Raw genomic sequence first — 23,033 nt, 5'->3', positions numbered from 1 at the left:
CGCTACAGCTCCAGCACGTTCTCCAGCCCGACGGTCAGGCCGGGGCGCTTGGCGATCGAACGCACGCCGAGCAGCACCCCCGGCATGAACGAGGACCGGTCCATCGAGTCGTGGCGGATGGTCAGCGTCTCGCCCTCGGCGCCGAAGAGGATCTCCTCGTGCGCGATCAGCCCGGGCAGGCGCACCGAGTGCACGCGCACGTCGCCGACCAGCGCGCCGCGGGCGCCGTCCACCTCGGCGGTGGTCGCGTCGGGCCCCGGTTCGACACCGGCGTCCGCGCGGGCCTTCGAGATCAGGCGCGCGGTGTGCCCGGCGGTGCCCGACGGCGCGTCCGCCTTGCGGTTGTGGTGCAGCTCGATCACCTCGGCCGAGGCGTAGAACCGGGCGGCCTGCTCGGCGAACCGCATCGCCAGCACCGCGCCGAGCGCGAAGTTCGGCGCGATCAGCACGCCCAGCTCCGGCTTGTTCCCCAGCCAGCCGGCCAGCGTGGTCAGCCGCTCCTGGGTCATCCCGGTGGTGCCGACCACCGCGTGCACGCCGTGCTCCACGGCGAACTCCAGGTTGCCCATCACCGAATCGGGGTGGGTGAAGTCGACCAGCACGTCGGCGCCGTTGTCCACCACGTCCAGCAGCCGGTCGCCGGCGTCGATCGCGGCGACCAGCTCGAGGTCGCCGGCACCCTCGACGGCGTTCACCGCCTGCGCGCCCATGCGCCCGCGCGCGCCCAGTACCGCCACCCGGATGCTCATGACGCAATCACCTCGTGCAGATCGTCGGGAAGGTCGTCGGCGTGAGCGTACGGCCCGACCACCGCGGCCGCGGACACCCCCACCGCCCGGCCCGGCGCCCTGAGCAGGGCTTTCGCCAGCGCGGCGGTGTCCTCGGCGGTGACCGCGTCGATCCGGTCGATGGTTTCGGTCACACCGAGGTACTCGCTGTAGTTCAGCTCACCCTTGCCGATGCGTGACATGCGGGAGGCGGAGTCCTCCAGGCCGAGCACCATCGCGCCGCGCAGCTGCCCCTTGGCCCTGGTCACCTCGGCCTCGGTGAGCCCGTCGCGCGCGACCTCGGCGAGCACCTCGCGGATCACCCCGGCCACCTCGCCGAGGCGTTCCGGCTGGCACCCGGCGTAGACGGCCAGGTGCCCGGTGTCGGCGTAGCTGGCCACCGACGAGTACACCTGGTACGCCAGCCCTCGGCGTTCCCGGATCTCCTGGAACAGCCGGGAACTCATGCCGCCGCCGAGCGCGGCGTTGAGCACGGACAGGGTGAAGCGGCGCTCGTCGTGCCGGGTGAGCGCGCGCAGGCCGAGCATCACGTGGGCCTGCTCGGTGTCGTCGGTGTGCAGGGCCAGTTTCGGCGCCGTGGCCAGCCGCGCCCGGCCCCGGCGCGGCGGCACCGGGGTGTCCGAACCGGACAGACGATCGCGCAACGCCTTGCGCACCAGGCGGAGCACCTGGGTGTGGTCGATGTTCCCGGCCACCGCCAGCACCATCCGCGGCAGCGTGTAGCGGCGCTTGTAGAACCCGCGCAGCGCCTGCGGGGACATCCCGGCGATCGAGGCCTCGGTGCCCAGCACCGGCCGCCCGAGCGGGTGGTCACCGAGTATCGCGCCGACGAAGGTCTCGTGCAGCAGGTCCTCGGCGTCGTCGTCGCGCATGGCGATCTCTTCCAGCACCACGCTGCGCTCGGTGTCCACATCGGAATCCGCGCAGAGCGCCTCGAACACCACGTCGGTGACCAGGTCCACGGCCAGCGGCAGGTCCTCGTCGAGCACCTGCGCGTAGTAGCAGGTGTGCTCCTTGGCGGTGAAGGCGTTGAACTCCCCGCCGACCGCGTCGATCTCCTCGGCGATCTGCTTGGCGTCGCGGTTCGCGGTGCCCTTGAACAGCAGGTGCTCCAGGTAGTGCGCGGCCCCGGCGACCGGCAGCGGCTCGTCCCGCGAGCCGACCCCGACCCACAGCCCGACCGTGGCCGAGCGCGAGGCGGGCACGTGCTCGGTGATCACCCGCAGGCCGCCGGGCAGCACGGTGCGCTTGACCACCGCGCCGTCCGCGGTGGAGTCGAGCAGGCGGGTCGACCCGGCCGGCTGGGCGTACCCGGGCGTCTTTGACGGCATCGAGGTTTCTTCCTCCGAATGCTATGAGTGGGGCATTACTTGCAATGAACGCAAGTAATGCCCCACTCATAGCGTTGAACTGCGGCTGGCTGCTACTTGGCGTCGGCCTTCTCGGCCTCGGCGCCGGACTCGGCGGGCTTGTCGCCCGCGTCGGCGGCGTCGTCCTCCTTCACCAGCACCAGGCTGATCTTGCCGCGGTTGTCGATGTCCGCGATCTCCACGCGCAGCTTGTCGCCGACGTTGACCACGTCCTCGACCTTGCCGATGCGCTTGCCGTTGCCCAGCTTGGAGATGTGCACCAGGCCGTCCTTGCCCGGCAGCAGCGAGACGAAGGCGCCGAAGGCGGCGGTCTTCACCACGGTGCCGAGGAAGCGCTCCCCGACCTTGGGCAGCTGCGGGTTGGCGATGGCGTTGATCTTGTCGATCGCCGCCTCCGCCGACGGGCCGTCGGCCGCGCCCACGTAGATCGTGCCGTCGTCCTCGATGGAGATGTCGGCGCCGGTCTCCTCGGTGATCGAGTTGATCATCTTGCCCTTCGGGCCGATGACCTCGCCGATCTTGTCCACCGGGATCTTCACGCTGGTCACGCGCGGGGCGAACGGGCTCATCTCGTCCGGCCCGTCGATCGCCTCGGCGATCACCTCGAGAATGGTCAGGCGCGCGTCCTTGGCCTGGTTCAGCGCACCGGCCAGCACCTCGGACGGGATGCCGTCGAGCTTGGTGTCCAGCTGCAGGGCAGTGACGATCTCCTTGGTGCCGGCCACCTTGAAGTCCATGTCACCGAAGGCGTCCTCGGCACCGAGGATGTCGGTCAGCGCCACGTAGCGGGTCTCGCCGTCCACGTCGTCGGAGACCAGGCCCATGGCGATGCCCGCGACCGGCGCCTTCAGCGGCACACCGGCGTTGTACAGGCCCATGGTGGAGGCGCAGACCGAGCCCATCGAGGTGGAGCCGTTGGAGCCCAGCGCCTCGGAGACCTGGCGGATCGCGTAGGGGAACTCGTCCCGCTTCGGCAGCACCGGGATCAGGGCCCGCTCGGCGAGCGCGCCGTGGCCGATCTCGCGCCGCTTCGGCGAACCGACGCGGCCGGTCTCGCCGGTGGAGAACGGCGGGAAGTTGTAGTGGTGCAGGTAGCGCTTGGTGGTCTCCGGGGACAGCGAGTCGATCTGCTGCTCCATGCGGAGCATGTTCAACGTGGTGACACCCAGGATCTGGGTCTCGCCGCGCTCGAACAGCGCCGAGCCGTGCGCCCGCGGGATCACCGAGACCTCGGCGCCCAGCGACCGGATGTCGGTCAGGCCGCGGCCGTCGATGCGGACCTTGTCGCGCAGGATGCGCTGGCGGATCAGCTTCTTGGTCAGCGACCGGAACGCGGCGCCGACCTCCTTCTCGCGCCCCTCGAAGGCCTCGCCCTCGCCGACGCCGACCTTGGCCAGCACGGCGGCCTTGACCTCGTCGGTGGCGTTGTCGCGGTCCTGCTTGCCGGCGATGGCCAGCGCCTTGGTCAGCTCGTCGGTGGCCGCCGCGGCGACCGCGTCGTAGGCGTCGGCCTGGTAGGCCGGGTACAGCGGGAAGTCCGCGACCGGCTTGGCGGCCACCTTGGCCAGCTCCTGCTGGGCCTCGCAGAGCACCCGGATGAACGGCTTGGCCGCCTCCAGGCCCTCGGCCACGACCTGCTCGTTCGGCGCCTTGGCGCCCCCGGCGACCAGCTCGAGGGTGGCCTCGGTGGCCTCGGCCTCGACCATCATGATCGCCACGTCGTCACCGACGATCCGGCCGGCCACCACCATGTTGAAGGTGGCCTTCTCCAGCTGCTTCCAGGTCGGGAAGGCGACCCACTGGTCCTCGACCAGCGCCACGCGGACGCCGCCGATCGGACCGGAGAAGGGCAGGCCGGAGATCTGGGTGGACGCCGAGGCGGCGTTGATCGCCAGCACGTCGTACGGGTCGTCCGGGTTCAGGCTCTGCACGGTGATCACGATCTGGATCTCGTTGCGCAGGCCGTCGGTGAACGACGGGCGCAGCGGCCGGTCGATCAGGCGGCAGGTCAGGATGGCGTCGGTGGAGGGACGGCCCTCGCGGCGGAAGAAGGCGCCCGGGATCCGGCCCGCGGCGTACATCCGCTCCTCGACGTCCACGGTCAGCGGGAAGAAGTCGAAGTGCTCCTTCGGGTGCTTCGACGCCGTGGTCGCCGACAGCAGCATGGTCTCGTCGTCCAGGTAGGCGACGACCGAACCGGCGGCCTGGCGGGCCAGCCGGCCGGTCTCGAAGCGGACCGTGCGGGTGCCGAAGCGGCCGTTGTCGATCACGGCTTCGGTCTCGTGCACGGTGCTCACGTCGGTCATGTAATTGTTCTCCTCGTTCGTCTCGGGCCGGGCGATCTCCCACCCTGGGACCCCATCCGGGGGACGCTCGAGGAACGAGGCCGGTCTTCGATCGAAGTCCCCGGGAGGCGTTCCCGGGAACCACTACCGAGGACCGGCGGACATGCCCTCGTGCGCGTCGCTCGCGCCCTGTGGTGTTGCCTTGTGTTGTCTATCAGAGACACGGCGTCACCGCCCGTGTCCCCGCCGTTGTGGCGAGGGGGAGCGACCGTGGCGGTCACTCCCCCTCGTCAGCGCGCTATCGGCGGAGGCCGAGTCGCTGGATCAGCGACCGGTACCGCTCGATGTCCACCTTCGCCACGTAGTTGAGCAGGCGGCGACGGCGCCCGACCAGCAGGAGCAGGCCGCGGCGGGAGTGGTGGTCGTGCTTGTGCTGCTTCAGGTGTTCGGTGAGGCCGATGATCCGCTTGGTCAGCAGGGCCACTTGGGCCTCGGGGGATCCGGTGTCCGAGTCGTGCACGCCGTACTCGGTCAGGATCGACTTCTTCTCTTCGGTGGACAGCGCCACGCTGTGTTCTCCTTGAATCAGTGCCGTGCGGCCCGGACGAAGCTTCACGCCGGGTGAGCCGGTCTCGGCCGCCACGGACTGCAGCCGGACCCAATCGTCAAGGCTACCAGCCGGGTCGCGCGCCGCCCGAACCCGTGTCCAGGGCAAACCGCTCCACCTGGGCGTAGACCCCGGCGGTGCTCTTCATCAGGACCACCTCGGCGGCCGTCCACTCGGGACTGGAGAAGCCGCTCAGTGCGCCGGCGATCTCGCGTGCTTCGGGGTGCCGCCCGGCCGGGTAGCGCGCGAGGGTCAGGTGCGGGCGGTACGGCCGCTCGTCCAGTTCGGCGCCCGCGGCGTTCGCCAACTCGGCCAGCCCGTCGCTTTCCACGCCCAGCCACAGGACTTTCGGGAAGGTGTCCGCACCGGACAGTCGCAGGCGGACGGCGGGCCTGCCGGTGACGCGCTCGCGCAGCCAGGCGGCGCGCGCCGGGATGTCGTCCTCGCCGAAGAAGCCGAGCGTGATGTGCCAGTTGACCGGCGGCGCCCAGCGGAACCCCGGCCCCCTCCCGGTGCCGAGCGCGGTTTCGATCGAGCGGACCACCCCGGGCGGCGGGAGCAGGGCGGAGAACAGCTGCAACTCAGTTGACCTTCGAAGCCTTGCGGAGCAGGTCGGCGATCGCCGGGAAGTCCTCGTCGAGCCGGTCGGCGGCCTGGGCCAGGTCCTCGTCCTCGGCGATGTCGCGCAGGGTGATGAGCACCTGCTGGTCGTCGGAGAGCGCGCCGACCGGGAAGCTGTCGCGGCCGACGGTCGGGCGGGAGTCGCGCACGTCCTCCAGCGCGGCCCGCATCGCGGCCGGGTTGCCCGCGGCCACGTCCGGGGTGAGGATCTTGCGCTCCAGCATGATCATCCTGGCCAGCACCACCGGGTTGCCGATCTTGGCGCGGCGGCCGCTCATCACCTGGCTCAGCATCGGGGCGCTGATCCCGAGCACTTCGGCCAGGAAGGCCTGCGAGATGTCGAAGGCCACCACCAGCCTGCGGACCCGATCGCCCAACGGCTCGCCGTACCACTCGCGCTGCAGCGCGATGTTGCGCTGGACGATCTTGTGGTCCTCCACGATTGCCACTACTCCCCTGTTCAGCCTCGCCCGATCGGTGCGCACATCATCGCAGGCCGGACACCCCCACCGGTCCGGAAAGCCGAGATTACTCGGCCAGCACCTCTCTGGTGCGCTCCACGTCGGCGGTCATCTGCCGGATCAGCGGGTCGAGCGAGTCGTAGCGGATCTGGTCGCGGAGCTTGACCACGAAGTCCAGTGCCACGTCGTGGCCGTAGAAATCCTCCTCCACGTCGAGCACGTAGGCCTCGACGGTGCGCTCGCGCCCGGAGAAGGTCGGGTTCGTGCCCACCGAGACCGCCGCGCGCAACCGCTTGGCGGGATCGGTCGATCGGGTGAACCAGCAGCTGTACACCCCGTCGGCCGGGATCGCGGCGAACCGCGGGGTGGACAGGTTGGCGGTCGGGAAGCCGAGGTCCTTGCCGCGCCCGGCGCCCCGGACCACGATGCCCTCGACCCGGTGCGGGCGGCCCAGCGCCTCGGCCGCGGCCCGCACGTCACCGGCGTCGATGCACGACCGCACGTAGGTGGAGGAGAAGGTGATCTCGCCGTCGGCGTTGCCCACGGCCGGGCCGAGCGCCTGCCCCTGCAGTTCGGCGCCCTGCGCGGCGAAGCCGAACCGGCGGCCGAGCGTGCGCAGCAGCGCCACGTCCCCGGCGGCCTTGTTGCCGAAGGTGAAGTTCTCGCCGACGATCACCGCGGCCACGTGCAGCTGGTCCACCAGCACCTCGTGCACGAACTCGTGCGCGGTCAGCCGCGAGAGCTCCGGGGTGAACGGCAGCACGCAGAACACGTCCACGCCGAGTTCCTCGACCAGCTCCGCCTTGCGCCGCAGGGTGGTCAGCTGCGCGGGGTGGCTGCCGGGCCGGATCACCTCCGACGGGTGCGGGTCGAAGGTGAGCACCACGGCGGGCAGGTCGCGCGAGCGCGCCGCCTCCACCGTCCGCCTGATCAGGGCCTGGTGTCCACGGTGTACTCCGTCGAACACGCCGATGGTCAGGACACACCGGCCCCAGCTGCCAGGAAGATCCGCCAAACCACGCCAACGCTGCACGGGCCCAACCCTATGCGGGAAGCAGGACCACCACCGCGCGGGCCACGGATCCGTCGTCCGCGGCGAGCGCGAGCACGTGCCCGTCCGGGTCGAACACGCCGTACGTGCCGCCGACCCCGGCCGCCGGGATGCGCTGCCCGTGCCGGACCGCGCGGGCGGTGGCGCCGTCGACATCGCGGCGCGGGAACGCGGTGGCGACCGCCTTGTCCAGGTCGAACGAGAGCTCCGGGCGGTCCTCGAGCACGTCGAGGGTGCGCGCGGCGGCGAGGGTGAACGGGCCGACCGTGGTCCGGCGCAGCGCGGCGAGGTGGCCGCCGGTGCCCAGCGCGGCGCCCAGGTCCCTGGCCAGCGCGCGGACGTAGGTGCCGGAGGAGCACTCGACGACGACGTCGAGTTCGATGCCGCCGGGCGAGCGCCGGGTGGCCAGCAGGTCGAACCGGTAGACGGTGACCGGGCGGGCCGCGAGCTCGACCTCCTCGCCGGCGCGCACGCGGGCGTAGGCGCGCTTGCCGTCCACCTTGACCGCGCTGACCGCGCTCGGCCGCTGCTGGATCTCGCCGGTGAGCTCGGCGATGCCCGCCGCGATGGCGTCGTCGGTGACGGCGTCCACCACCGCGGGCTCGGCGGTGCTCAGTGCTTCGCCCTCGGCGTCGTCGGTGGTGGTCGAGGAGCCGAGGGAGATGGTCGCGAGATAGGTCTTGCGGTCGAGGGCGAGGTGGCCGAGGAGCTTGGTGGCGCGTTCGATGCCGAGCACCAGCACGCCGGTGGCCATCGGGTCCAGCGTGCCGGCGTGGCCGACCTTGCGGGTGCCCATGATGCGGCGGGCGCGGGCCACCACGTCGTGCGAGGTCATCCCCGCCGGTTTGTCGACGATCAGAAGTCCGGGTGGCGGCGCCGGACGACGCGGCTGTTGCTGGCGAGACACGCGCGAAACCCTATTCAGCCGCCACCGGGTCCCTACGAGGGGCTGGTCGTTCCCGCGCTACGCGGCGGCGGCCGTCGCGGCCTGCCGCTGCGGGGCGTCCCAGCGACGGCGGCGCACCTGCACCGGGATCGCCTCGCCGCGGGCCTGCGCGGCGAACAGCACCGCGCGCGCCCGCCGCCACCAGACCAGCGTGCGCCAGCTGCCCAGCAGCAGCACCGCCACGATCGACAGCAGCGCGATCCGGAAGTTCCCGCCGGTCAGCTCCAGCAGCACCCCGACGCTGAGCGCGGCGATCGTGGTGGCCACGAACCCGCCGACGTTGACCACCCCGGTCGCCGTGCCGACGCGGCTGAGCGGGTTGTAGTCCCGCGCCAGCGCGAACCCGATCATCGACGCGGGCCCGCCGAGCGCGAAGAAGGCGAACGCGGGTGCCAGCACCGGCGCGGGCACCGAACCCGGCCACGACAGCAGCAGCGCCCAGATCACCACCGCCCCGGCCAGGAACCCGATCACCAGCGGCATCCGGACCGACGGCCGCCGCCCGATCAGGTTGCCCACCACCGGGCCGCCGAGCATCGAGGTGAACACGAAAACGGTCAGCATGGCGCTCGCCCCGGCCGGGCTCATGCCCTGGGCGACCAGGAACGGCACGCCCCACAGCATCGACAGCACGTTGGCGCCGAACATGGTGGCGAAGTGCACCCAGAAGCCGAGCCGGGTGCCGGGCGTGCGCCAGGCTTCGGCCACCCGGCCGGCCAGCACGCGGCGCCCGGCCGGCGCGGCGGTGACCGGCGGCACGCCCGCCGGGTTGTCCTTGATCCGCAGCGTGGCGACCACCGCGTAGACCACCGTGACCAGGCCCGCGACCAGGAAGGTCGGCGTCCAGCCCGGCCCGGCCAGCAGGAAGGTCAGCGGCACGGTGGCGGCCAGGTTGCCCACGTAGCCGATGGCCGTGGTGAACGAGGTGACCACGGAGTACTGCCTGCCGGGGAAGTGCGCGGCGATCAGCCGCAGCACGCTGACGAAGGTGAGCGCGTCGCCGAAGCCGAGCACGGCGCGGGCGAGCAGGCCGAGCGGGTAGGAGGTGGCGACCGCCAGCAGCACCTGGCCGAGGCCGAGGAAGAGCAGCGCGTAGGTGAGCACCTTGCGCGGGCCGTACCGGTCGACCAGCACACCGGTCGGGATCTGCATCGCGGCGTACACGCCGACCTGCAGCACGGTGAACGTCCCGAGCGCGGCCGCGCCGACGCCGAAGCGCTCGGCGGCCTGCAACCCGGCCACGCCGAACGAGGTGCGGTGGAACACGGCGAGCAGGTAGACGGCGGCGGCGGTCAACCAGATGAACCACGACCGGCGGGTGGCGCGGCCGGTGGCGGGGGAAGGCAAGGGGTCCTCCTAGGCGAGACACGGGCACAACGAAGAGGACGCCGCCGATGCCGCCCTATTTGTTGTATCGCCTAAGCAACGCCGAAACATACCCGTTACCGAGGTGGCCTTCACCACACGCGGGTTTCACGCCCCGCGGACCGCGCCGACCACCGCCCAGTTGCCCGAGCGCCAGCGCGCCACCACCGAGGCGAGCCGGAAGAACATGAACAGGGTCAGCCCGGTCCAGATCCCGGCCAGCCCCCAGCCGAAGGCCAGCGACAGCCAGACCAGCGGCAGGAACCCGGCGGCCGCGCTGAGCAGGGTCGCCGTCCGCAGGAACGCCGCGTCCCCGGCGCCGAGCAGCACCCCGTCCAGCGCGAACACCACCCCGGCGATCGGCTGGAGCGCGACGAAGAACCACCAGGCGTGCGGGATCTCGGCGAGCACCCCGGCGTCGGCGGTGAACACCTTCGGCAGCACCTGCGACACCGCCGCGAACACCACGCAGAGCAGGCAGCCGAAGAGCAGCCCGTACCGGGTGATCTGCCCGGCGATGCCACGTGCCTCCGTCCGCCTCCCCGCCCCCAGCGCGGCCCCCACCAGCGACTGCGCGGCGATCGCCACCGAGTCCAGCACCAGCGCGAGGAAGGTCCACAACTGCAGCACGACCTGGTGCGCGGCGACCGCCTCGGTCGAGGTCCGCGAGGCGACCGCGGCGGCGGAGAGGAAGCACGCCTGGAACGCGAAGCTGCGCAGCACCAGGTCCCGGCCGAGCACCAGCTGCGCCCGCATCACCCCGAAGTCCGGCTTCAGCGGGACGCGTTCCTTGACCAGCGCGCGGATGAACAACGCCGCCGAGATGACCTGCGCGACCACGTTCGCCACGGCCGAGCCTTCGAGCCCCCACCCGGCGCCGTAGACCAGCAGCGGGCACAGCACCGCGGAGATCCCGTTGCCCGCGAGCACGTACCAGAGCGGGCGCCGGGCCTCCTGCACGCCGCGCATCCAGCCGTTGCCCGCCATGGTGATCAGGATCAGCGGCGCGCCGAACAACGCGATCCGCAGCCAGGACACCGCCGCGCCGGCGATCTCGGCGTCCCCGGCCAGCCCGCGCGCGACCGGCCCGGCCAGCAGCTGCCCGGCCAGCAGCAGCACCAGCCCCACCCCGATGGCCAGCCAGGTCGCCTGCACGCCCTCCTGGACCGCCTCCGACCGCCGCCCGGCCCCGTGCAGCCGGGCGGTCCGCGAGGTGGTGCCGTAGGAGAGGAAGGTCAGCTGGGTGGACACCTGCGAGAGCAGCACCCCGCCGAGCGCGAGCCCGGCCAGCGGCAGCGCGCCGAGGTGGCCCACGACAGCGGTGTCGACGAGGACGTAGAGCGGCTCGGCGGCGAGCACGCCGAGTGCGGGAAGGGCCAATCCGAGCACCCGTTTGGCGGGTACCCGGCCGGTGACGATGTCAGGCACTTGCTGAGCCTAACTATCCGTACCGACAATCCCCCGTTCGCTGGCCAGGACCTAGCTCTGTCGGCGGTAGTAAACGCTCAGTTACCGCCCATAAGCTGAAATTTGGTCTGGACCCGCCTTGCGCGCACAACCCCAGGGGAGGACACGTGGGCAGCCCACGCCTGGTCGAAGTCGATTCGTCCGGCCTTCGCTGGATCAAGAGCTCCAGAAGCAACGAGGGCGGCGGAGAATGCGTGGAAGTCGCGTTCGACCACAGTGACGTGCTGGTCCGCGACTCCAAGGACCGGCATGGCTCCCGCCTGCGGTTTTCCGCGGCGGGCTGGGCCGCCTTCCTGGCCGCCCTCCGCACCGGCGCCTGATCCTCCTCACCCACATCACCGGATCCGGTGACCCTGCGTTCCCTCGCACCCCCGCGCGCCCTCAGTAGGGTGTTCTAGGCCAGAATGGCCGCGCCAGCTGGCCGACTGGGAGTCGTCAGACCGGGATCCGTCACCCTGAGACCCAGCAGACAGGGAGCGGTCAGACGGGTGCCCGCAATTCGGGACCCGTCATTCAGGCCCTATCAGATGGCCGCCCGGCAACCCGGAGACCACCAAAACGGCACCCAACTTTCTGCGTTCAGCCCTTCGCTGGTAAGCACTGTGACTGATACCATCTGCTATATAGCAGGTGGCCAACCGACCACCAGGAGGACAGATACATGACGAGGGCGGATTCCCCCGTAGGCCAGCTCCGGAGACTGCGGGCTGTGCTGCGGCAGGAACGCGACAGCAAGGGGTACACCCAGCGCGACGTCGCGGAGGCCCTCGACTGGTCGCCGTCGAAGCTCATCCGGATCGAGAAAGGCACCGTCGGCATCTCGGTGACCGACCTGAAGGCCCTGCTGCTGCACTACGACATCACCGAGCGCGAGCGGGTCGACCAGCTCGTCGACATGGTCAAGGCGGGCAAGAAGCCGGCCTGGTGGCACCAGTACCGCGATGTCTACCCACAGCGGTTCATCAGCCTGATCGGCCTGGAATCCTCGGCCATCCGCCTCCAGCAGTTCCAGGGCCTGATCGTGCCGGGCACGCTGCAGACCCCGGACTACGCCGCGGCGATCATGCGCGCCTATGGCACGCCGGAAGCCAACGTGGAACGCGGGGTCGAGGTCCGGATGCGGCGCCGGGACGAACTGCTGCGTTCCGGCGGGCCGGAGCTGTCCTACATCATCGACGAGTCGGCGTTGCTGCGTCAGGTCGGCGGCCCCGAGGTGATGCTCGGGCAGGTCCGGCAACTGGTCGAACTGTCCGCGTACAAGCAGATGCACATTCGCGTGATGCCGTTCACCGCCGGGCCGAGCTCGGCGATGGTCAGCTCGTTCATGGTGCTCGAGCTGTCCGAGGAGCAGGACGACTACGCGATGCTGCTCGAGACGCCGGACGGTGACCAGCTCATCGAGGAGCCGACCGAGCAGACCGCGCGCTACTCGAAGTTCTTCACCGAACTGCAGGACAAGGCGCTCTCCGAGGAGGACACCCTGGTCTTCCTCGACGAACTGCTCGCACGACTGGGAGAGGACGAATGAGATGAGTAGTGGGGGCGGCCTCTGCTGGCACAGGGGCCGCCCCGGCGGAAACCACACCACCACCCACGGCCAGCAGGCAGGAGTCGCACCGCGGTCTTCACGGTACCGCCGTCGCCGCGCTCCCGGCCAGACAAGTAATTCCGGTGTCGTAAGGGGGAAGGGCGTCGGGGGCGTCCGGAAGGAGACCGATCTTCATGCTGGAAACCGGGAAAAACGCACCGCCACCAGGCAGGGCACCATGAACACGCTGGACCCGGGCCCGCCGGTGACCCGGGTCATCTTCGCGGTCGACATCGAGGGGTCGACCAAGCAGAACAACATGATGAAGGCGGGCCTGCGGGCCGCCATGTACGACATGGTCGAGCAGAGCCTGCGGCAGGCGGGCATCGGGGAGGACCACCACGAACCGTGGGTCGACCGGGGCGACAGCGTGCTGGTGCTGGTCCGGCCGGTGGACGAAGTGCCGCGCACGGTGTTCCTGTCCACCGTGGTGCCCGCGCTCGAGGAGATGCTGGAGCAGCACGCGGCCGGGGACCCCGGTCACCGCCTGCGGATGCGGGCCGTGCTGCACGCGGGCGAGGTGCACATCGACCGCTACGGCTGCTTCGGGGAGGCACTCGACATCGCCTTCCGGCTGCTCGACGCCCCGATGCTGAAAGAACTCTTCCGCAGCACGGAGACACCGTTGCTGCTCGCCGTGTCCGATGCCATCTACCAGGGCGTGGTGCGCCAGGGCTACGACGGCATCGACGCCGCTTCGTTCACCCAGGCGCTCCAGGTCGAGGTGGCGAGCCAACTGCACCGCGGCTGGGTCCGGGCCAAGGAACCACAGCAGCGGCACGGCGGGGGCGGTGAGGGCAAGGTGATCGACGTCAACCGGAGAAGGCTGTCCAGGGCCGTCGCGCTGGCCAAGCGGATGCAGTCGGCCTGACCCCGGGGTATCCCTGAGTTGTCCCCGAGATCGGGCCGGAGCAGGTGCACAGGAACCTGTGCACAACTAACTTTGCACTCATGCCCAGTCCGCCCGAGCCGGAGCAGGTCGACGACCCGGCCAAGCTCAAGGCCCTCACCCATCCGCGCCGCCTGCGGATCCTGACCGAACTCCGCCGCGGCCCGGCCACCGCCACCATGCTCGCCAGGGCGCTCGGGGAGAACAGCGGCGCCACCAGCTACCACCTGCGGCAGCTGGCCGAGCACGGGTACGTCGAGGCGGCCGAAGAGGCCACGCGCGGCCGGGAGCGCTGGTGGCGGCTTCGGCCGCACGACCTGCGCTTCCCGCCGCGCAGCGAGCAGAGCCCGGACCTGCGCACCCAGCTCGACGAGTTCGGCCGCCAGAAGTTCCAGGCGGACCTCGAGCTGTTCGCCGCGTTCCAGGCCCAGCGCGAGTCGATGGGCGACTGGGGCGACGTGCTGCCGTTCAGCCGCGGCACCCTCCACCTCACCCGGGACGAGGCCGTGCGCTTCTTCGAGGACTACCTCGGCCTCCTCCGCCGCTACTGGCGTTCCGACGAGGAGATCCCGCCGGACGCCAGGGCGCTGGCGGTGCGCTTCGTCGCCTTCCCCATCCCGGAAACGGAGGCGCCCGTGGAGTAGCCACCACGCGCCGGTGCCCTCGGGCGGCCACCCGCGGCACCGGGATTCACCTTCATCGATGTGCACGAACCTCCTGGAAGGACCGCGGCCTCATGCTGCGCACAAAAAGAACGGCGATCCTGCTCGCCGTAGCCGGAATCCTGCTTTCCCTCTTCTCGATCCCCGCCCAGGCGAAACAAGAGCCGCAGAACGCGGATTTCTCGTTCCCGAGCGGCGCCAAGACCCTGCACGGCTCGATCGTCGGCCCGCCACCCGACGGCATCCGCCGTCCGGGCGTGGTGCTGGTCCACGGCTCCGGCCGGGTGACCAGGGAGAAGGTGCGCCGCGAAGCGGAGGCCTTCGCCGCGCAGGGCGTGGTCACGCTGATCTACGACAAGGACCTCAGCGCGTACTCCACGGTCAGCCGCGACTTCTCCGCGCTGGCGGACGACGCGGTGGCGGCACTGGCCTACCTGCGCACCCGCCCGGAGGTCGATCCGGCGCGCACCGGGCTGTGGGGGCTGAGCGAAGGCGCCTGGGTCGCGCCGCTGGCCGCGACCCGCAGTGATCCCGCGTTCCTGATCCTGGTCGGCGGGAACGGGGTCAGCCCGGTCCGCGCCCAGTCGTGGAGCTACCGCCGGTGGCTGGGGCACCAGGGCGTGACCGCGCCGTCGGTGCTCGACCGGGTGGCGGTCAACGGCACCCGGATCGCCGCCGAGGCGGGCCTGTTCCCCGAAGCCGACTACGACCCGGTGCCGTCCCTGCGGGCGCTGCGCCTGCCGGTGCTCGGCATCTGGGGCGGCAAGGACAACCAGAGCCCGCCGGGGGACGCGACCGCCATCTACGCCGGCGCGCTGGCGGCCAATCCCAGCTACACCATGCGCGTGTTCCCCGAGGCGCACCACTCGCTGATCCGCACCACCACCGGCTTCGACCGGCTCGACGCCCTCGAACCGGGTTATCCCGAACTGGTCGGCTCGTGGGTGCACGGCCTGGCCGCGGGCGCCCCGCCGTCCACTTCGGACGCCCCGCCGGCGCAGGCGGTCCCGGCCGCGCCGCTGACCCCGCTGGCCTGGTGGGAATCGCTGTGGGTGCAGGGGTTCGCCCTGCTCGCGCTGGTGGTCGCCTTCGCCGCGTACCCGCTGACCGCGCGGCGCCGCCGCGAAGGCCTGGCCGCGGCACGCTGGACCTCGGCGGCGGGCTTGCTGGCGGTGACCGGTTTCCTGGCGTTCCTCGGGACGTTCACGATGAGCAACGGGCAGGAGGTCGGCCCGGTGGTGCTGGATAGGCCGCTGCTGTGGCTGGTGACGCAGCTGGTGGCGGTCGGCGCGCTGGTCGCGGCGGGCTTCACCGCGGCGGCGTGGCGGCGGTCGGGGGCCAGCCGGATCCGGCTCGGGCTGCTGCTGGGCGGTGCCGTGCTGCTGATCCCGTGGGGCCTCTACTGGGGCCTGCTGCTCCCGTGAGGTAGGCCTGGGCCGCCGAGCGGCCACTCGGCGGCCCAGGAAAACGGAGTATTCGATGTGCACGAACCTCCGTGCGCGATTCTAAAGCAGCGGCGCCTTCGCCAGCTCGGCACGCAAACCCCCGGCATGCCCCGGCTTGCCTGCTCCCTACAGCAGCGGCGCCTTGGCCAGCTCGGCGCGCAACTGCTCCATGACCTGGTCGGCGCTGCCGGTCAGCGTGCAGCCGGCGGCCAGCTTGTGCCCGCCTCCGCCGAGCGCGACGGCCACCGCGGACACGTCCAGCCGCCCGGCCGAGCGCAGCGAGACCGTCCACTCCGGACTCGGACCGGCCACCTCCTTCAGCACCACCGCCACCCCGGCCTCGCGGACCGTGCGGACCAGGTCGATCACGCCCTCGACCTCCTCCGGCCGCACGGTCGCGGCGAGATCGGCGGTGACCGCGGTGTGCACCAGCCCGTGGCCCTGCGCGGCATCCGGCTCGAACCGCGCGTCCCCGAGCACCGAGCCGAGCATGGCCAGCGAGGCGAACGGCCGCTCGTCGACCACCTCCCTGGTCAGCGGGGCCGGGTCCACCCCGGCTTCGAGCAGCCGGACCGCCATCCGGTGGGTGTCCGGCCGGGCGAGGCGGAACATCGCGGTGTCGGAGATCAGCCCGGCGTACAGGCAGCTCGCGGTCACCGGGTCCAGCTCCTCGCCCAGCGCGTCGATCACCGCCAGGACCAGCACCACGGTGGCCTCGGCACCGGCGTCGATCAGGTTCAGCGTGCCGAAGCCGGGGTTGGAGGCGTGGTGGTCGATCACCAGCACCTCACCACCGGCCGCGCGGGTGGCCTCGACCCGGCCGGCCAGCCCGCCCAGGCGCGCCGCGCTGGCCACGTCGACGGTGACCAGCTGGGCGGTGTGGTCGGGCAGCTGGTCCTCGGGCACAAAGAGGCCGCCGGGGTCGAGTGAGCGCAGGCTGTCCGGCAGCGCGGAGTCGCCGGAGTAGGACACGCGCACGGTGGCACCGCGGCGGTGCAGCACCCGGCCGAGGGCCAGCGCGCTGCCGAGCGTGTCGGCGTCGGGGCGGACATGGGACAGGATGAGCACGTCGGCGGAGCCCCGGAGCAGGGCCCCGGCGCGATCGACGTCGAGCTGCGAGGTGGTCACCCCCGCAAGCTACGCTGTCGCGGATGTCCCAGTACGCGATCCTGGTGTATCCGTCGGCCAACCGGGTGTACACCGATTCCTCCCCGAAGCTGCTCCGCGCCGAGCTGGCCGTGTTCGGCGCGGCCGGACTCTCCGCCGGGATCGACGAGATCTCCGAGACGGAGATCGGCGGGGTCGGTTACGTCACCTTCACCACCACCGAGCCGCTGTCCGAGGCCGACGTGGCCCGGTTGTCGAACCTGTCCGCGCTGTACGCGTTGTTCGAGGTGACCGGCGACCTGCTGCGACCGCTGGTGGTGCACCGCGCCGACCGGCTCGACTCGGACCTGCTGACCATCCAGAAGTACCCCGGCAAGACGAACGAGCTGTTCACCAAGCTGCTGCTCAACGTCACCCTGCTCACCGCCGGCCGCGGCTTCACCGAGCCGCTCGAGGTGCTGGACCCGTTGTGCGGCCGGGGAACCACGCTCAACCAGGCGATGATGTACGGCTTCCACGGCACCGGCTTCGACGTGGACGGCAAGGACTTCGACGCCTACGAGATGTTCATCAAGACCTGGCTGCGGAACAAGCGCCTCAAGCACACGGCGGATTCAGGAGCGTTGCGGCGCAACAAGATTCGCCTGGGCCGCCGCCTGGAGATCGAGTACGGCGTGACCAAGGAGGACTACAAGGCGGGCGACACCCGGCGCCTGACCGTGTACAACTGCGACACGCTCACCACGGACGAGTTGCTGCGCGCGAACTCCGTCGACCTGATCGTCACCGATGCCCCCTACGGCGTCCAGCACGGCAGTCACCGCGAAAGCACGCTTTCCCGCAGCCCCAGCGACTTGCTCGCCGCCGCCGTTCCCGTGTGGACCCGGGTCCTCCGCCCCGGCGGTGCACTGGGCATCTCGTGGAACACCCACGTCACCAAACGCGAGGACCTAGCGGAAATCCTCACGCGCGCAGGCCTCACCATCCACCACGACGGCCCCTACGCGGACTTCGAACACCGCGTCGACCAATCCATCATCCGAGACTTAATTGTCGCTCGGAAGCCGAAATAGTAAGACACCAAACCGCAACCCGGGCACCCGAACCCACACCCCCACCCAGTCCCCTCCCTCACCCCGGTCCACAGCCCAAACACGGCGAAGACCCCGAAGTCAAGGCATCTTTCCCGCCTTGACTTCGGGGTCTTCGCCGTAGTCACAATAAAAAACCGGGGTGGGCGCCCCCCTCACGACACCCGATCCCCCACAAACCGCAGCACGTCGGGGAGGACGCTCTTCCAGTACTTCTCCGTGTGCCCACCCGGCGCCAACCTCGACACCTCCGGCCGAGCAGCCTGGATGTACCGCCGGGCCGCCCCGGCGAACGGGTCCTGCGTACCGCACCAGACGCCGATCGGCACCGGAGCCGTGTCGTCCGCGTGCAGCAGGGGCTCGTGCGACTCCCACTGCGCGCGATCCCGGAACACCTTCCGCGACCGCGCGTCCCCCCAGCCGACGAACAAAGCCGGACTCACCGCCGCGGCCGCCCGCAGGTCGCGGTGGTCCCGCGCATACCGCAAAGCCCCGAAGGCCCCCATCGAAATGCCCATCACCGCCGACGGCACACCGCCGGTGCGCAAACCCAGCCCACGACGGGTCAGCCATTCGGGCAACTCCCCGGTCAGCATGCGCTGCGGGTCATCCGCCTCGTCGACCGCCACCCAGTAGTTCGCCCCGTCCACCGCCGCCACGGTGAACGGCGGCATCCCCGCCCGCACCGCCTCGGTCAGCTTCGCGGGCAGCCCCAGGTCCACGAAGGTCTTCGCGCTGGAACCCCGTCCGTGCAACGCCAGGCACACCGGCAGCTCCGCGGCGGGCACCCCCTCCGGCGTGATCAGCACCAGGTCCAGCTCGGTCCCGCGCGCCGCCGAGAACACCCGGTCCACGGTCACCGGCCCCACCGGCGTCGGCGGCGCGGGCACCACGGGCGGCGCCACCGGCGCGGGCTCAGCGGGCTCCGGCGGCGCACACGCGCCGACCGCGACGGCGCCGCCGCCCAGCAGCAGCGCCCGTCGCGAAAAGCCGGGAAAGCCGGGAAAACCCTTGCCGGACAAGGAGGATCAGTGCGAGAGCTCGTCGTCGTCCACCCGCGGCGGGCGGTACGGGTCGGCTTCCCCGGCCGGCTGCGCCCCGGTCGCCCGGCGGGCCACCTCGGCGTCGGCCTCCCTGGCCTTGGCCAGCAGATCCTCGATCCGCTGCGCCTCCTCGGGAATGTTGTCGGTGACGAAGGTCAGCGTCGGGGTGTACCGGACGCCGGTCCCCTGCCCCACCTTCGACCGCAACGCCCCGCGAGCCGACTCCAGCGCGGCCGCGGCCCCCGCTATGTCCGGCGGGGCGTCCAGCGTCTCGCCGAGCACCGTGTAGTACACCGTCGCGTCGTGCAGGTCCGCGGTGATCTTGGTGTCCGTGATCGTCACGTTCGCCAGCCGCGGGTCCTTGATGTCGTGCTCGATGGCGGAGGCCACGATCTGGGAAATCCGCTTGGCGAGCTTGCGCGCGCGTGCCGGATCGGCCACGACGCACACCCCTTTCTAGTCTTCCGGTCCGATCAGCCGTCGCCGCACCGAGAGCAGTTCCAGCTCCGGGCGACCGGCTATCAGGCGTTCACAGGCATCGAGAACGTCTCGCACATGCTCGCTGTCGGCGGCCACCAGCGCCACTCCGACCAGCGCGCGGCGGTGCAGGTCGAGGTGCCCGGCCTCGGCGACCGACACCTCGAACCGCTTGCGCACGTCCGCGATCAGCGGGCGCACCACCGAGCGCTTCTGCTTGAGCGAGTGCACGTCCCCGAGCAACAGGTCGAACTCGAGCGCACCTACGTACATCTGTCCCTACCTGGTGATGGATGCGTGAACCAGCCGGGGACCGCCTAACCCGTCCCCGGCCGGTGCCGCGCATCAGGCGCGAGGCTTCTCGCGCTGCTCGTAGGTCTCGATGATGTCCTCGACCTTGATGTCGCTGTACGAGCCCAGGGTGAGACCACATTCGTAGCCGTCCCTGACCTCGACCACGTCGTCCTTGAACCGCCGCAGCGAGCTGACCGGCAGGTTCTCGGCGACCACGACGTTGTCGCGGATGAGGCGCGCCCTGGCGTTGCGGCGGATCTCGCCCGAGGTGACCAGGCAACCGGCGATGGTGCCGATCTTCGAGGACTTGAAGACCTCGCGGACCTCCGCCTTGCCCAGCTCGACCTCTTCGTACTCGGGCTTGAGCATGCCCTTGAGCGCCTGCTCGATCTCGTCGATCGCCTGGTAGATCACCGTGTAGTAGCGGACGTCCACGCCTTCGCGCGTGGCCCGCTCGGTGGCCTTGCCCTGCGCGCGGACGTTGAAGCCCAGCACGATGGCGTCCGAAGCGGTCGCCAGGTCGATGTCGCTCTCGGTGACCCCACCGACGCCGCGGTGCACCACGTTGAGGTCGACGTCCTCACCCACGTCCAGCTGCAGCAAGGATGCTTCGAGCGCCTCGACGGTACCCGAGTTGTCACCCTTGATGATCAGGTTGAGGGTGTTGGTCTCCTTCAGCGCGGAGTCCAGGTCCTCCAGGCTGACGCGCTTCCGCTTCGCCGCGTTCTGGGCGTTGCGGATGCGGGCCTGGCGCCGCTCGGCGATCTGCCGCGCGACCCGGTCCTCGTCCACCACCAGGAAGGTGTCCCCGGCGCCGGGCACCGAGGTGAACCCGATGACCTGCACCGGACGCGAGGGCAGCGCCTCGGTGACATCCTCGTTGTGCTCGTCGACCATGCGGCGGACGCGGCCGTAGGCGTCGCCGGCCACCACCGAGTCGCCGACCCGCAGCGTTCCGCGCTGCACCAGCACCGTGGCCACCGGACCGCGACCGCGGTCCAGGTGCGCCTCGATCGCCACGCCCTGCGCCTCCATGTCCGGGTTGGCCCGGAGGTCCAGCGCGGCGTCCGCGGTGAGCAGGATCGCCTCGAGCAGGCCATCGATGTTGATGTTCTGCCGCGCGGAGATCTCGACGAACATGGTGTCGCCGCCGTACTCCTCGGCCACCAGGTTGTACTCGGTGAGCTGCTGCCGGATCTTGTCCGGGTTCGCGCCCTCCTTGTCGATCTTGTTGATCGCGACCACGATCGGCGCCTTGGCGGCCTGCGCGTGGTTGATCGCCTCGACCGTCTGCGGCATCACACCGTCGTCGGCGGCGACCACGATCACCGCGATGTCGGTGGAGTTCGCCCCACGGGCACGCATGGCGGTGAACGCCTCGTGACCCGGGGTGTCGATGAAGGTGATCAGCCGCTCGACGCCCTCGAGCTCGGTCTCGATCTGGTAGGCGCCGATGTGCTGGGTGATGCCACCGGCTTCACTCTCGCGCACCTTCGTCTTCCGGATCGTGTCCAGCAGGCGGGTCTTACCGTGGTCGACGTGACCCATGATGGTCACGACCGGCGGCCGGACCTGCAGGTCCTCCTCGTCACCGGCGTCGTCGCCGTAGGTGATGTCGAAGGTCTCCAGCAGCTCGCGGTCCTCCTCCTCGGGGCTGACCACCTGGACGACGTAGTTCATCTCGGAGCCGAGCAGCTCCAGCACGTCCTCCGACACCGACTGCGTGGCGGTGACCATCTCACCGAGGTGGAACAGCACCTGCACCAGCGAAGCCGGGTTCGCGTCGATCTTGTCCGCGAAGTCGGTCAGCGAGGCACCGCGGGGCAGCCGGATGGTCTCGCCGGAGCCCTTGGGCAGACGGACACCGCCGACGCTGGGCGCCTGCATGTTGTCCATGTACTCCTGGCGCTTCTGCCGCTTCGACTTGCGGCCCTTGCGCGAGGGACCACCGGGACGGCCGAAGGCACCGGCCGTGCCGCCGCGGCCACCGGGGCCGCCACGGCCACCGCCGCCACCGCGGAAACCGCCACCACCGGCCGGGGCACCGCCGCCGGGGCGGAAGCCACCGCCGCCGCCACCGCCACCGGGACCGCCGCCACCGGGGCGGAAGCCACCGCCGCCGCCACCGCGGGGACCACCGGGGCCGCCACGGGCGCCGCCACCGGGACCACCACGAGCGCCGCCACCGGGGCCACCGCGGCCGCCACCCGGCGCGGGGCGCTGGGTGCGGCCCGGCATCATGCCGGGGTTCGGGCGCGGGGGCATGTTGCCCGGGTTCGGGCGGTTGCCCGCGGGACGGTCACCGGCGGGACGATCCCCACCGGGACGCGGCGGGCGGTCGCCACCCGGGCGCGGCGGCCGGTCGCCACCGGACTGCCCGCCACCGGGACGCGGGGCGGACGGGCGCGGCGCGGGCGCGCCCGAGCCGACGCCGAACGGGTTGTTGCCGACCCGCGGGGGACGCGGACCGGGCTTCGGGCCACCGGGCTTGGGACCCTGCGGCTTCGGCGGGACCACCCCGGGAGAGGCCGCGGCGGGCGTCTCCGGCTTCGGGGCGGGCGGCGCCTGCTCGGCCGGGGTCGCCTTGGCCGCGGGCACCTCCGGCGCCGGCTTCGGCGCGGCGGGCTGCGGCGACGGCGCGGCCTGGGTCGACGGCGCGGCCGGACCGGGCCGGGGACCCGACGCGGACCGGGCCGGGACGGCCCGCGGCGGCCGGGCGCTGCTGCTGCGGTTGCTGCGGGGCGGCGCGGCCGGGCGCTCTGGGCGGTGCCTGCGGCGCCGGGGCGGCGGGCTTGGGCGCCATCTTGGCCGGGCTCGGGCCCGGCTTCGCGCCGTTGGCGGGGCCAGGGACCGGCTTCTTGCCGCCCTTGGCGCCGTCCTTCTTGGCGTAGGCGTCACGGACGCGGCGGGCCACCGGGGCCTCCACCGTCGACGACGCCGACTTCACGAATTCGCCCTGCTCCTTGAGCTTGGCGAGTACTTCCTTGCTGGTAACCCCGAGCTCCTTGGCGAGCTCGTGTACGCGGGCCTTGCCTGGCACAGCACTCCTGTTCTGGGGAGGCCGGCGGCAAGACCGCAGACCTCGTCCTATTGTCGCGCGTTCATGGCTTCAGCTTCACGGCTGACTCATGACGGGTCGACCTGCTTCCTTGACTCCACTCGGCACGGGAACGTCCCGCACCGTTCCGGGTGGAGGGCTCCAGAGGAGCCCGTCACCCGGTGACACCTGAGGTGAACTGCCGCAGCTGCGCCGCGTCGAGCGGCCCGGGCACCCGCAACGCCCGGGGAAACGCCCGCCGCCGCTCGGCCTTGGCCAGGCAGTCCGCGACCGGGTGCACCCAGGCACCCCGCCCCGGCATCCGCCGACGTTCGTCGGCGATCAGCCTGCCCTCGACCGCGACCACTCGCAGCAACTCACCGCGCGAAGCCCGCTCCCGGCAGCCGACACACGTGCGCACCGGGTCTCCCCGGTGGTC

Annotated in this window: 21 protein-coding genes and 1 pseudogene; 6 read left to right on the top strand and 16 right to left on the bottom strand. The window is 71.3% G+C overall.

Annotated features, from left to right (window positions below; translation table 11 throughout):
• Positions 1–2: 2 nt before the first annotated feature.
• The 10 genes from dapB to JYK18_RS23640 form a co-directional block, all read right to left on the bottom strand.
• On the bottom strand, positions 3–749 hold the full coding sequence (dapB, locus tag JYK18_RS23685; RefSeq protein WP_206804759.1) for a 4-hydroxy-tetrahydrodipicolinate reductase: 747 nt from the start codon (positions 747–749) through the stop codon (positions 3–5).
• On the bottom strand, positions 746–2,119 hold the full coding sequence (locus JYK18_RS23680; protein WP_206804758.1) for a pitrilysin family protein: 1,374 nt from the start codon (positions 2,117–2,119) through the stop codon (positions 746–748). Before JYK18_RS23680 ends, dapB begins: the two co-directional genes overlap by 4 nt.
• 92 nt (positions 2,120–2,211) lie before the next feature.
• Positions 2,212–4,464 (bottom strand): polyribonucleotide nucleotidyltransferase, encoded by a 2,253-nt coding sequence (locus tag JYK18_RS23675; protein ID WP_206804756.1) that lies wholly within the window; start codon positions 4,462–4,464, stop codon positions 2,212–2,214.
• A gap of 277 nt (positions 4,465–4,741) precedes the next feature.
• A complete protein-coding gene (gene rpsO / locus JYK18_RS23670; protein ID WP_153034518.1) occupies positions 4,742–5,011 on the bottom strand; it encodes a 30S ribosomal protein S15 in 270 nt (89 codons plus the stop codon).
• A gap of 103 nt (positions 5,012–5,114) precedes the next feature.
• The gene (gene thpR / locus JYK18_RS23665; protein ID WP_206804755.1) at positions 5,115–5,630 is read right to left on the bottom strand and encodes an RNA 2',3'-cyclic phosphodiesterase; all 516 of its coding nucleotides are present in this window, start codon (positions 5,628–5,630) and stop codon (positions 5,115–5,117) included.
• Between the two features lies 1 nt (position 5,631).
• On the bottom strand, positions 5,632–6,111 hold the full coding sequence (locus JYK18_RS23660) for a helix-turn-helix domain-containing protein (RefSeq protein ID WP_206808078.1): 480 nt from the start codon (positions 6,109–6,111) through the stop codon (positions 5,632–5,634).
• An 88-nt stretch (positions 6,112–6,199) separates the two neighbouring features.
• Positions 6,200–7,165: a bifunctional riboflavin kinase/FAD synthetase gene (locus tag JYK18_RS23655; protein WP_206804752.1), complete on the bottom strand. Its 966-nt coding sequence runs from the start codon at positions 7,163–7,165 to the stop codon at positions 6,200–6,202.
• 10 nt (positions 7,166–7,175) lie between these two features.
• A complete protein-coding gene (gene truB, locus JYK18_RS23650) occupies positions 7,176–8,090 on the bottom strand; it encodes a tRNA pseudouridine(55) synthase TruB (RefSeq protein ID WP_206804751.1) in 915 nt (304 codons plus the stop codon).
• A gap of 57 nt (positions 8,091–8,147) precedes the next feature.
• The gene (locus tag JYK18_RS23645; protein WP_206804749.1) at positions 8,148–9,476 is read right to left on the bottom strand and encodes a nitrate/nitrite transporter; all 1,329 of its coding nucleotides are present in this window, start codon (positions 9,474–9,476) and stop codon (positions 8,148–8,150) included.
• Positions 9,477–9,602: 126 nt separating this feature from the next.
• Positions 9,603–10,922, bottom strand: a complete 1,320-nt coding sequence (locus tag JYK18_RS23640) for an MATE family efflux transporter (RefSeq protein WP_206804747.1) — start codon at positions 10,920–10,922, stop codon at positions 9,603–9,605.
• 146 nt (positions 10,923–11,068) lie between these two features.
• On the opposite strand from JYK18_RS23640, the gene JYK18_RS23635 reads away from it, so the two are divergent.
• From JYK18_RS23635 to JYK18_RS23615, 5 genes are all read left to right on the top strand, one after another.
• Positions 11,069–11,281 carry a DUF397 domain-containing protein gene (locus tag JYK18_RS23635; protein ID WP_307796027.1) on the top strand — a complete coding sequence of 71 codons (213 nt, stop codon included), beginning with the start codon at positions 11,069–11,071 and terminating at the stop codon, positions 11,279–11,281.
• A gap of 389 nt (positions 11,282–11,670) precedes the next feature.
• Positions 11,671–12,489, top strand: coding sequence for a helix-turn-helix transcriptional regulator (locus JYK18_RS23630; RefSeq protein ID WP_206804744.1), 819 nt, complete (start codon positions 11,671–11,673; stop codon positions 12,487–12,489).
• 238 nt (positions 12,490–12,727) lie between these two features.
• Entirely contained in the window at positions 12,728–13,420 is a 693-nt protein-coding gene (locus JYK18_RS23625) for an adenylate/guanylate cyclase domain-containing protein (RefSeq protein WP_206804742.1), read from the top strand.
• An 80-nt stretch (positions 13,421–13,500) separates the two neighbouring features.
• Positions 13,501–14,082 (top strand): helix-turn-helix domain-containing protein, encoded by a 582-nt coding sequence (locus tag JYK18_RS23620; protein WP_206804740.1) that lies wholly within the window; start codon positions 13,501–13,503, stop codon positions 14,080–14,082.
• Positions 14,083–14,174: 92 nt separating this feature from the next.
• Entirely contained in the window at positions 14,175–15,524 is a 1,350-nt protein-coding gene (locus tag JYK18_RS23615) for a S9 family peptidase (protein WP_206804739.1), read from the top strand.
• Between the two features lie 147 nt (positions 15,525–15,671).
• Here JYK18_RS23615 and JYK18_RS23610 read toward each other — a convergent pair whose 3' ends face one another.
• Positions 15,672–16,673, bottom strand: coding sequence for a bifunctional oligoribonuclease/PAP phosphatase NrnA (locus JYK18_RS23610; RefSeq protein ID WP_206804737.1), 1,002 nt, complete (start codon positions 16,671–16,673; stop codon positions 15,672–15,674).
• Positions 16,674–16,696: 23 nt separating this feature from the next.
• Here JYK18_RS23610 and JYK18_RS23605 point away from each other — a divergent pair, with 23 nt between their 5' ends.
• Complete coding sequence (locus JYK18_RS23605; RefSeq protein ID WP_206804735.1) at positions 16,697–17,725, top strand: TRM11 family methyltransferase; 1,029 nt, start codon at positions 16,697–16,699, stop codon at positions 17,723–17,725.
• 173 nt (positions 17,726–17,898) lie between these two features.
• On the opposite strand, the gene JYK18_RS23600 is transcribed toward JYK18_RS23605, so the two are convergent.
• The 5 genes and pseudogenes from JYK18_RS23600 to JYK18_RS23575 all read right to left on the bottom strand — a co-directional run bounded on the left by JYK18_RS23600 (position 17,899) and on the right by JYK18_RS23575 (position 23,015).
• Entirely contained in the window at positions 17,899–18,765 is an 867-nt protein-coding gene (locus JYK18_RS23600; protein WP_242582021.1) for an alpha/beta hydrolase family protein, read from the bottom strand.
• A gap of 6 nt (positions 18,766–18,771) precedes the next feature.
• Positions 18,772–19,227, bottom strand: coding sequence for a 30S ribosome-binding factor RbfA (rbfA, locus tag JYK18_RS23595; RefSeq protein WP_206804733.1), 456 nt, complete (start codon positions 19,225–19,227; stop codon positions 18,772–18,774).
• 15 nt (positions 19,228–19,242) lie between these two features.
• Entirely contained in the window at positions 19,243–19,536 is a 294-nt protein-coding gene (locus JYK18_RS23590; RefSeq protein WP_153034542.1) for a DUF503 domain-containing protein, read from the bottom strand.
• 72 nt (positions 19,537–19,608) lie between these two features.
• Positions 19,609–22,597, bottom strand: a pseudogene (gene infB / locus JYK18_RS47585) (translation initiation factor IF-2).
• 172 nt (positions 22,598–22,769) lie between these two features.
• Positions 22,770–23,015, bottom strand: coding sequence for a YlxR family protein (locus JYK18_RS23575; protein ID WP_206804729.1), 246 nt, complete (start codon positions 23,013–23,015; stop codon positions 22,770–22,772).
• Between the last annotated feature and the right edge of the window lie 18 nt (positions 23,016–23,033).

The organism is Amycolatopsis sp. 195334CR, from assembly GCF_017309385.1.
Lineage (GTDB): Bacteria > Actinomycetota > Actinomycetes > Mycobacteriales > Pseudonocardiaceae > Amycolatopsis.
Note: the sequence above shows the minus strand (reverse complement) of the source record. Positions and strands in the feature narration are given on the sequence as shown.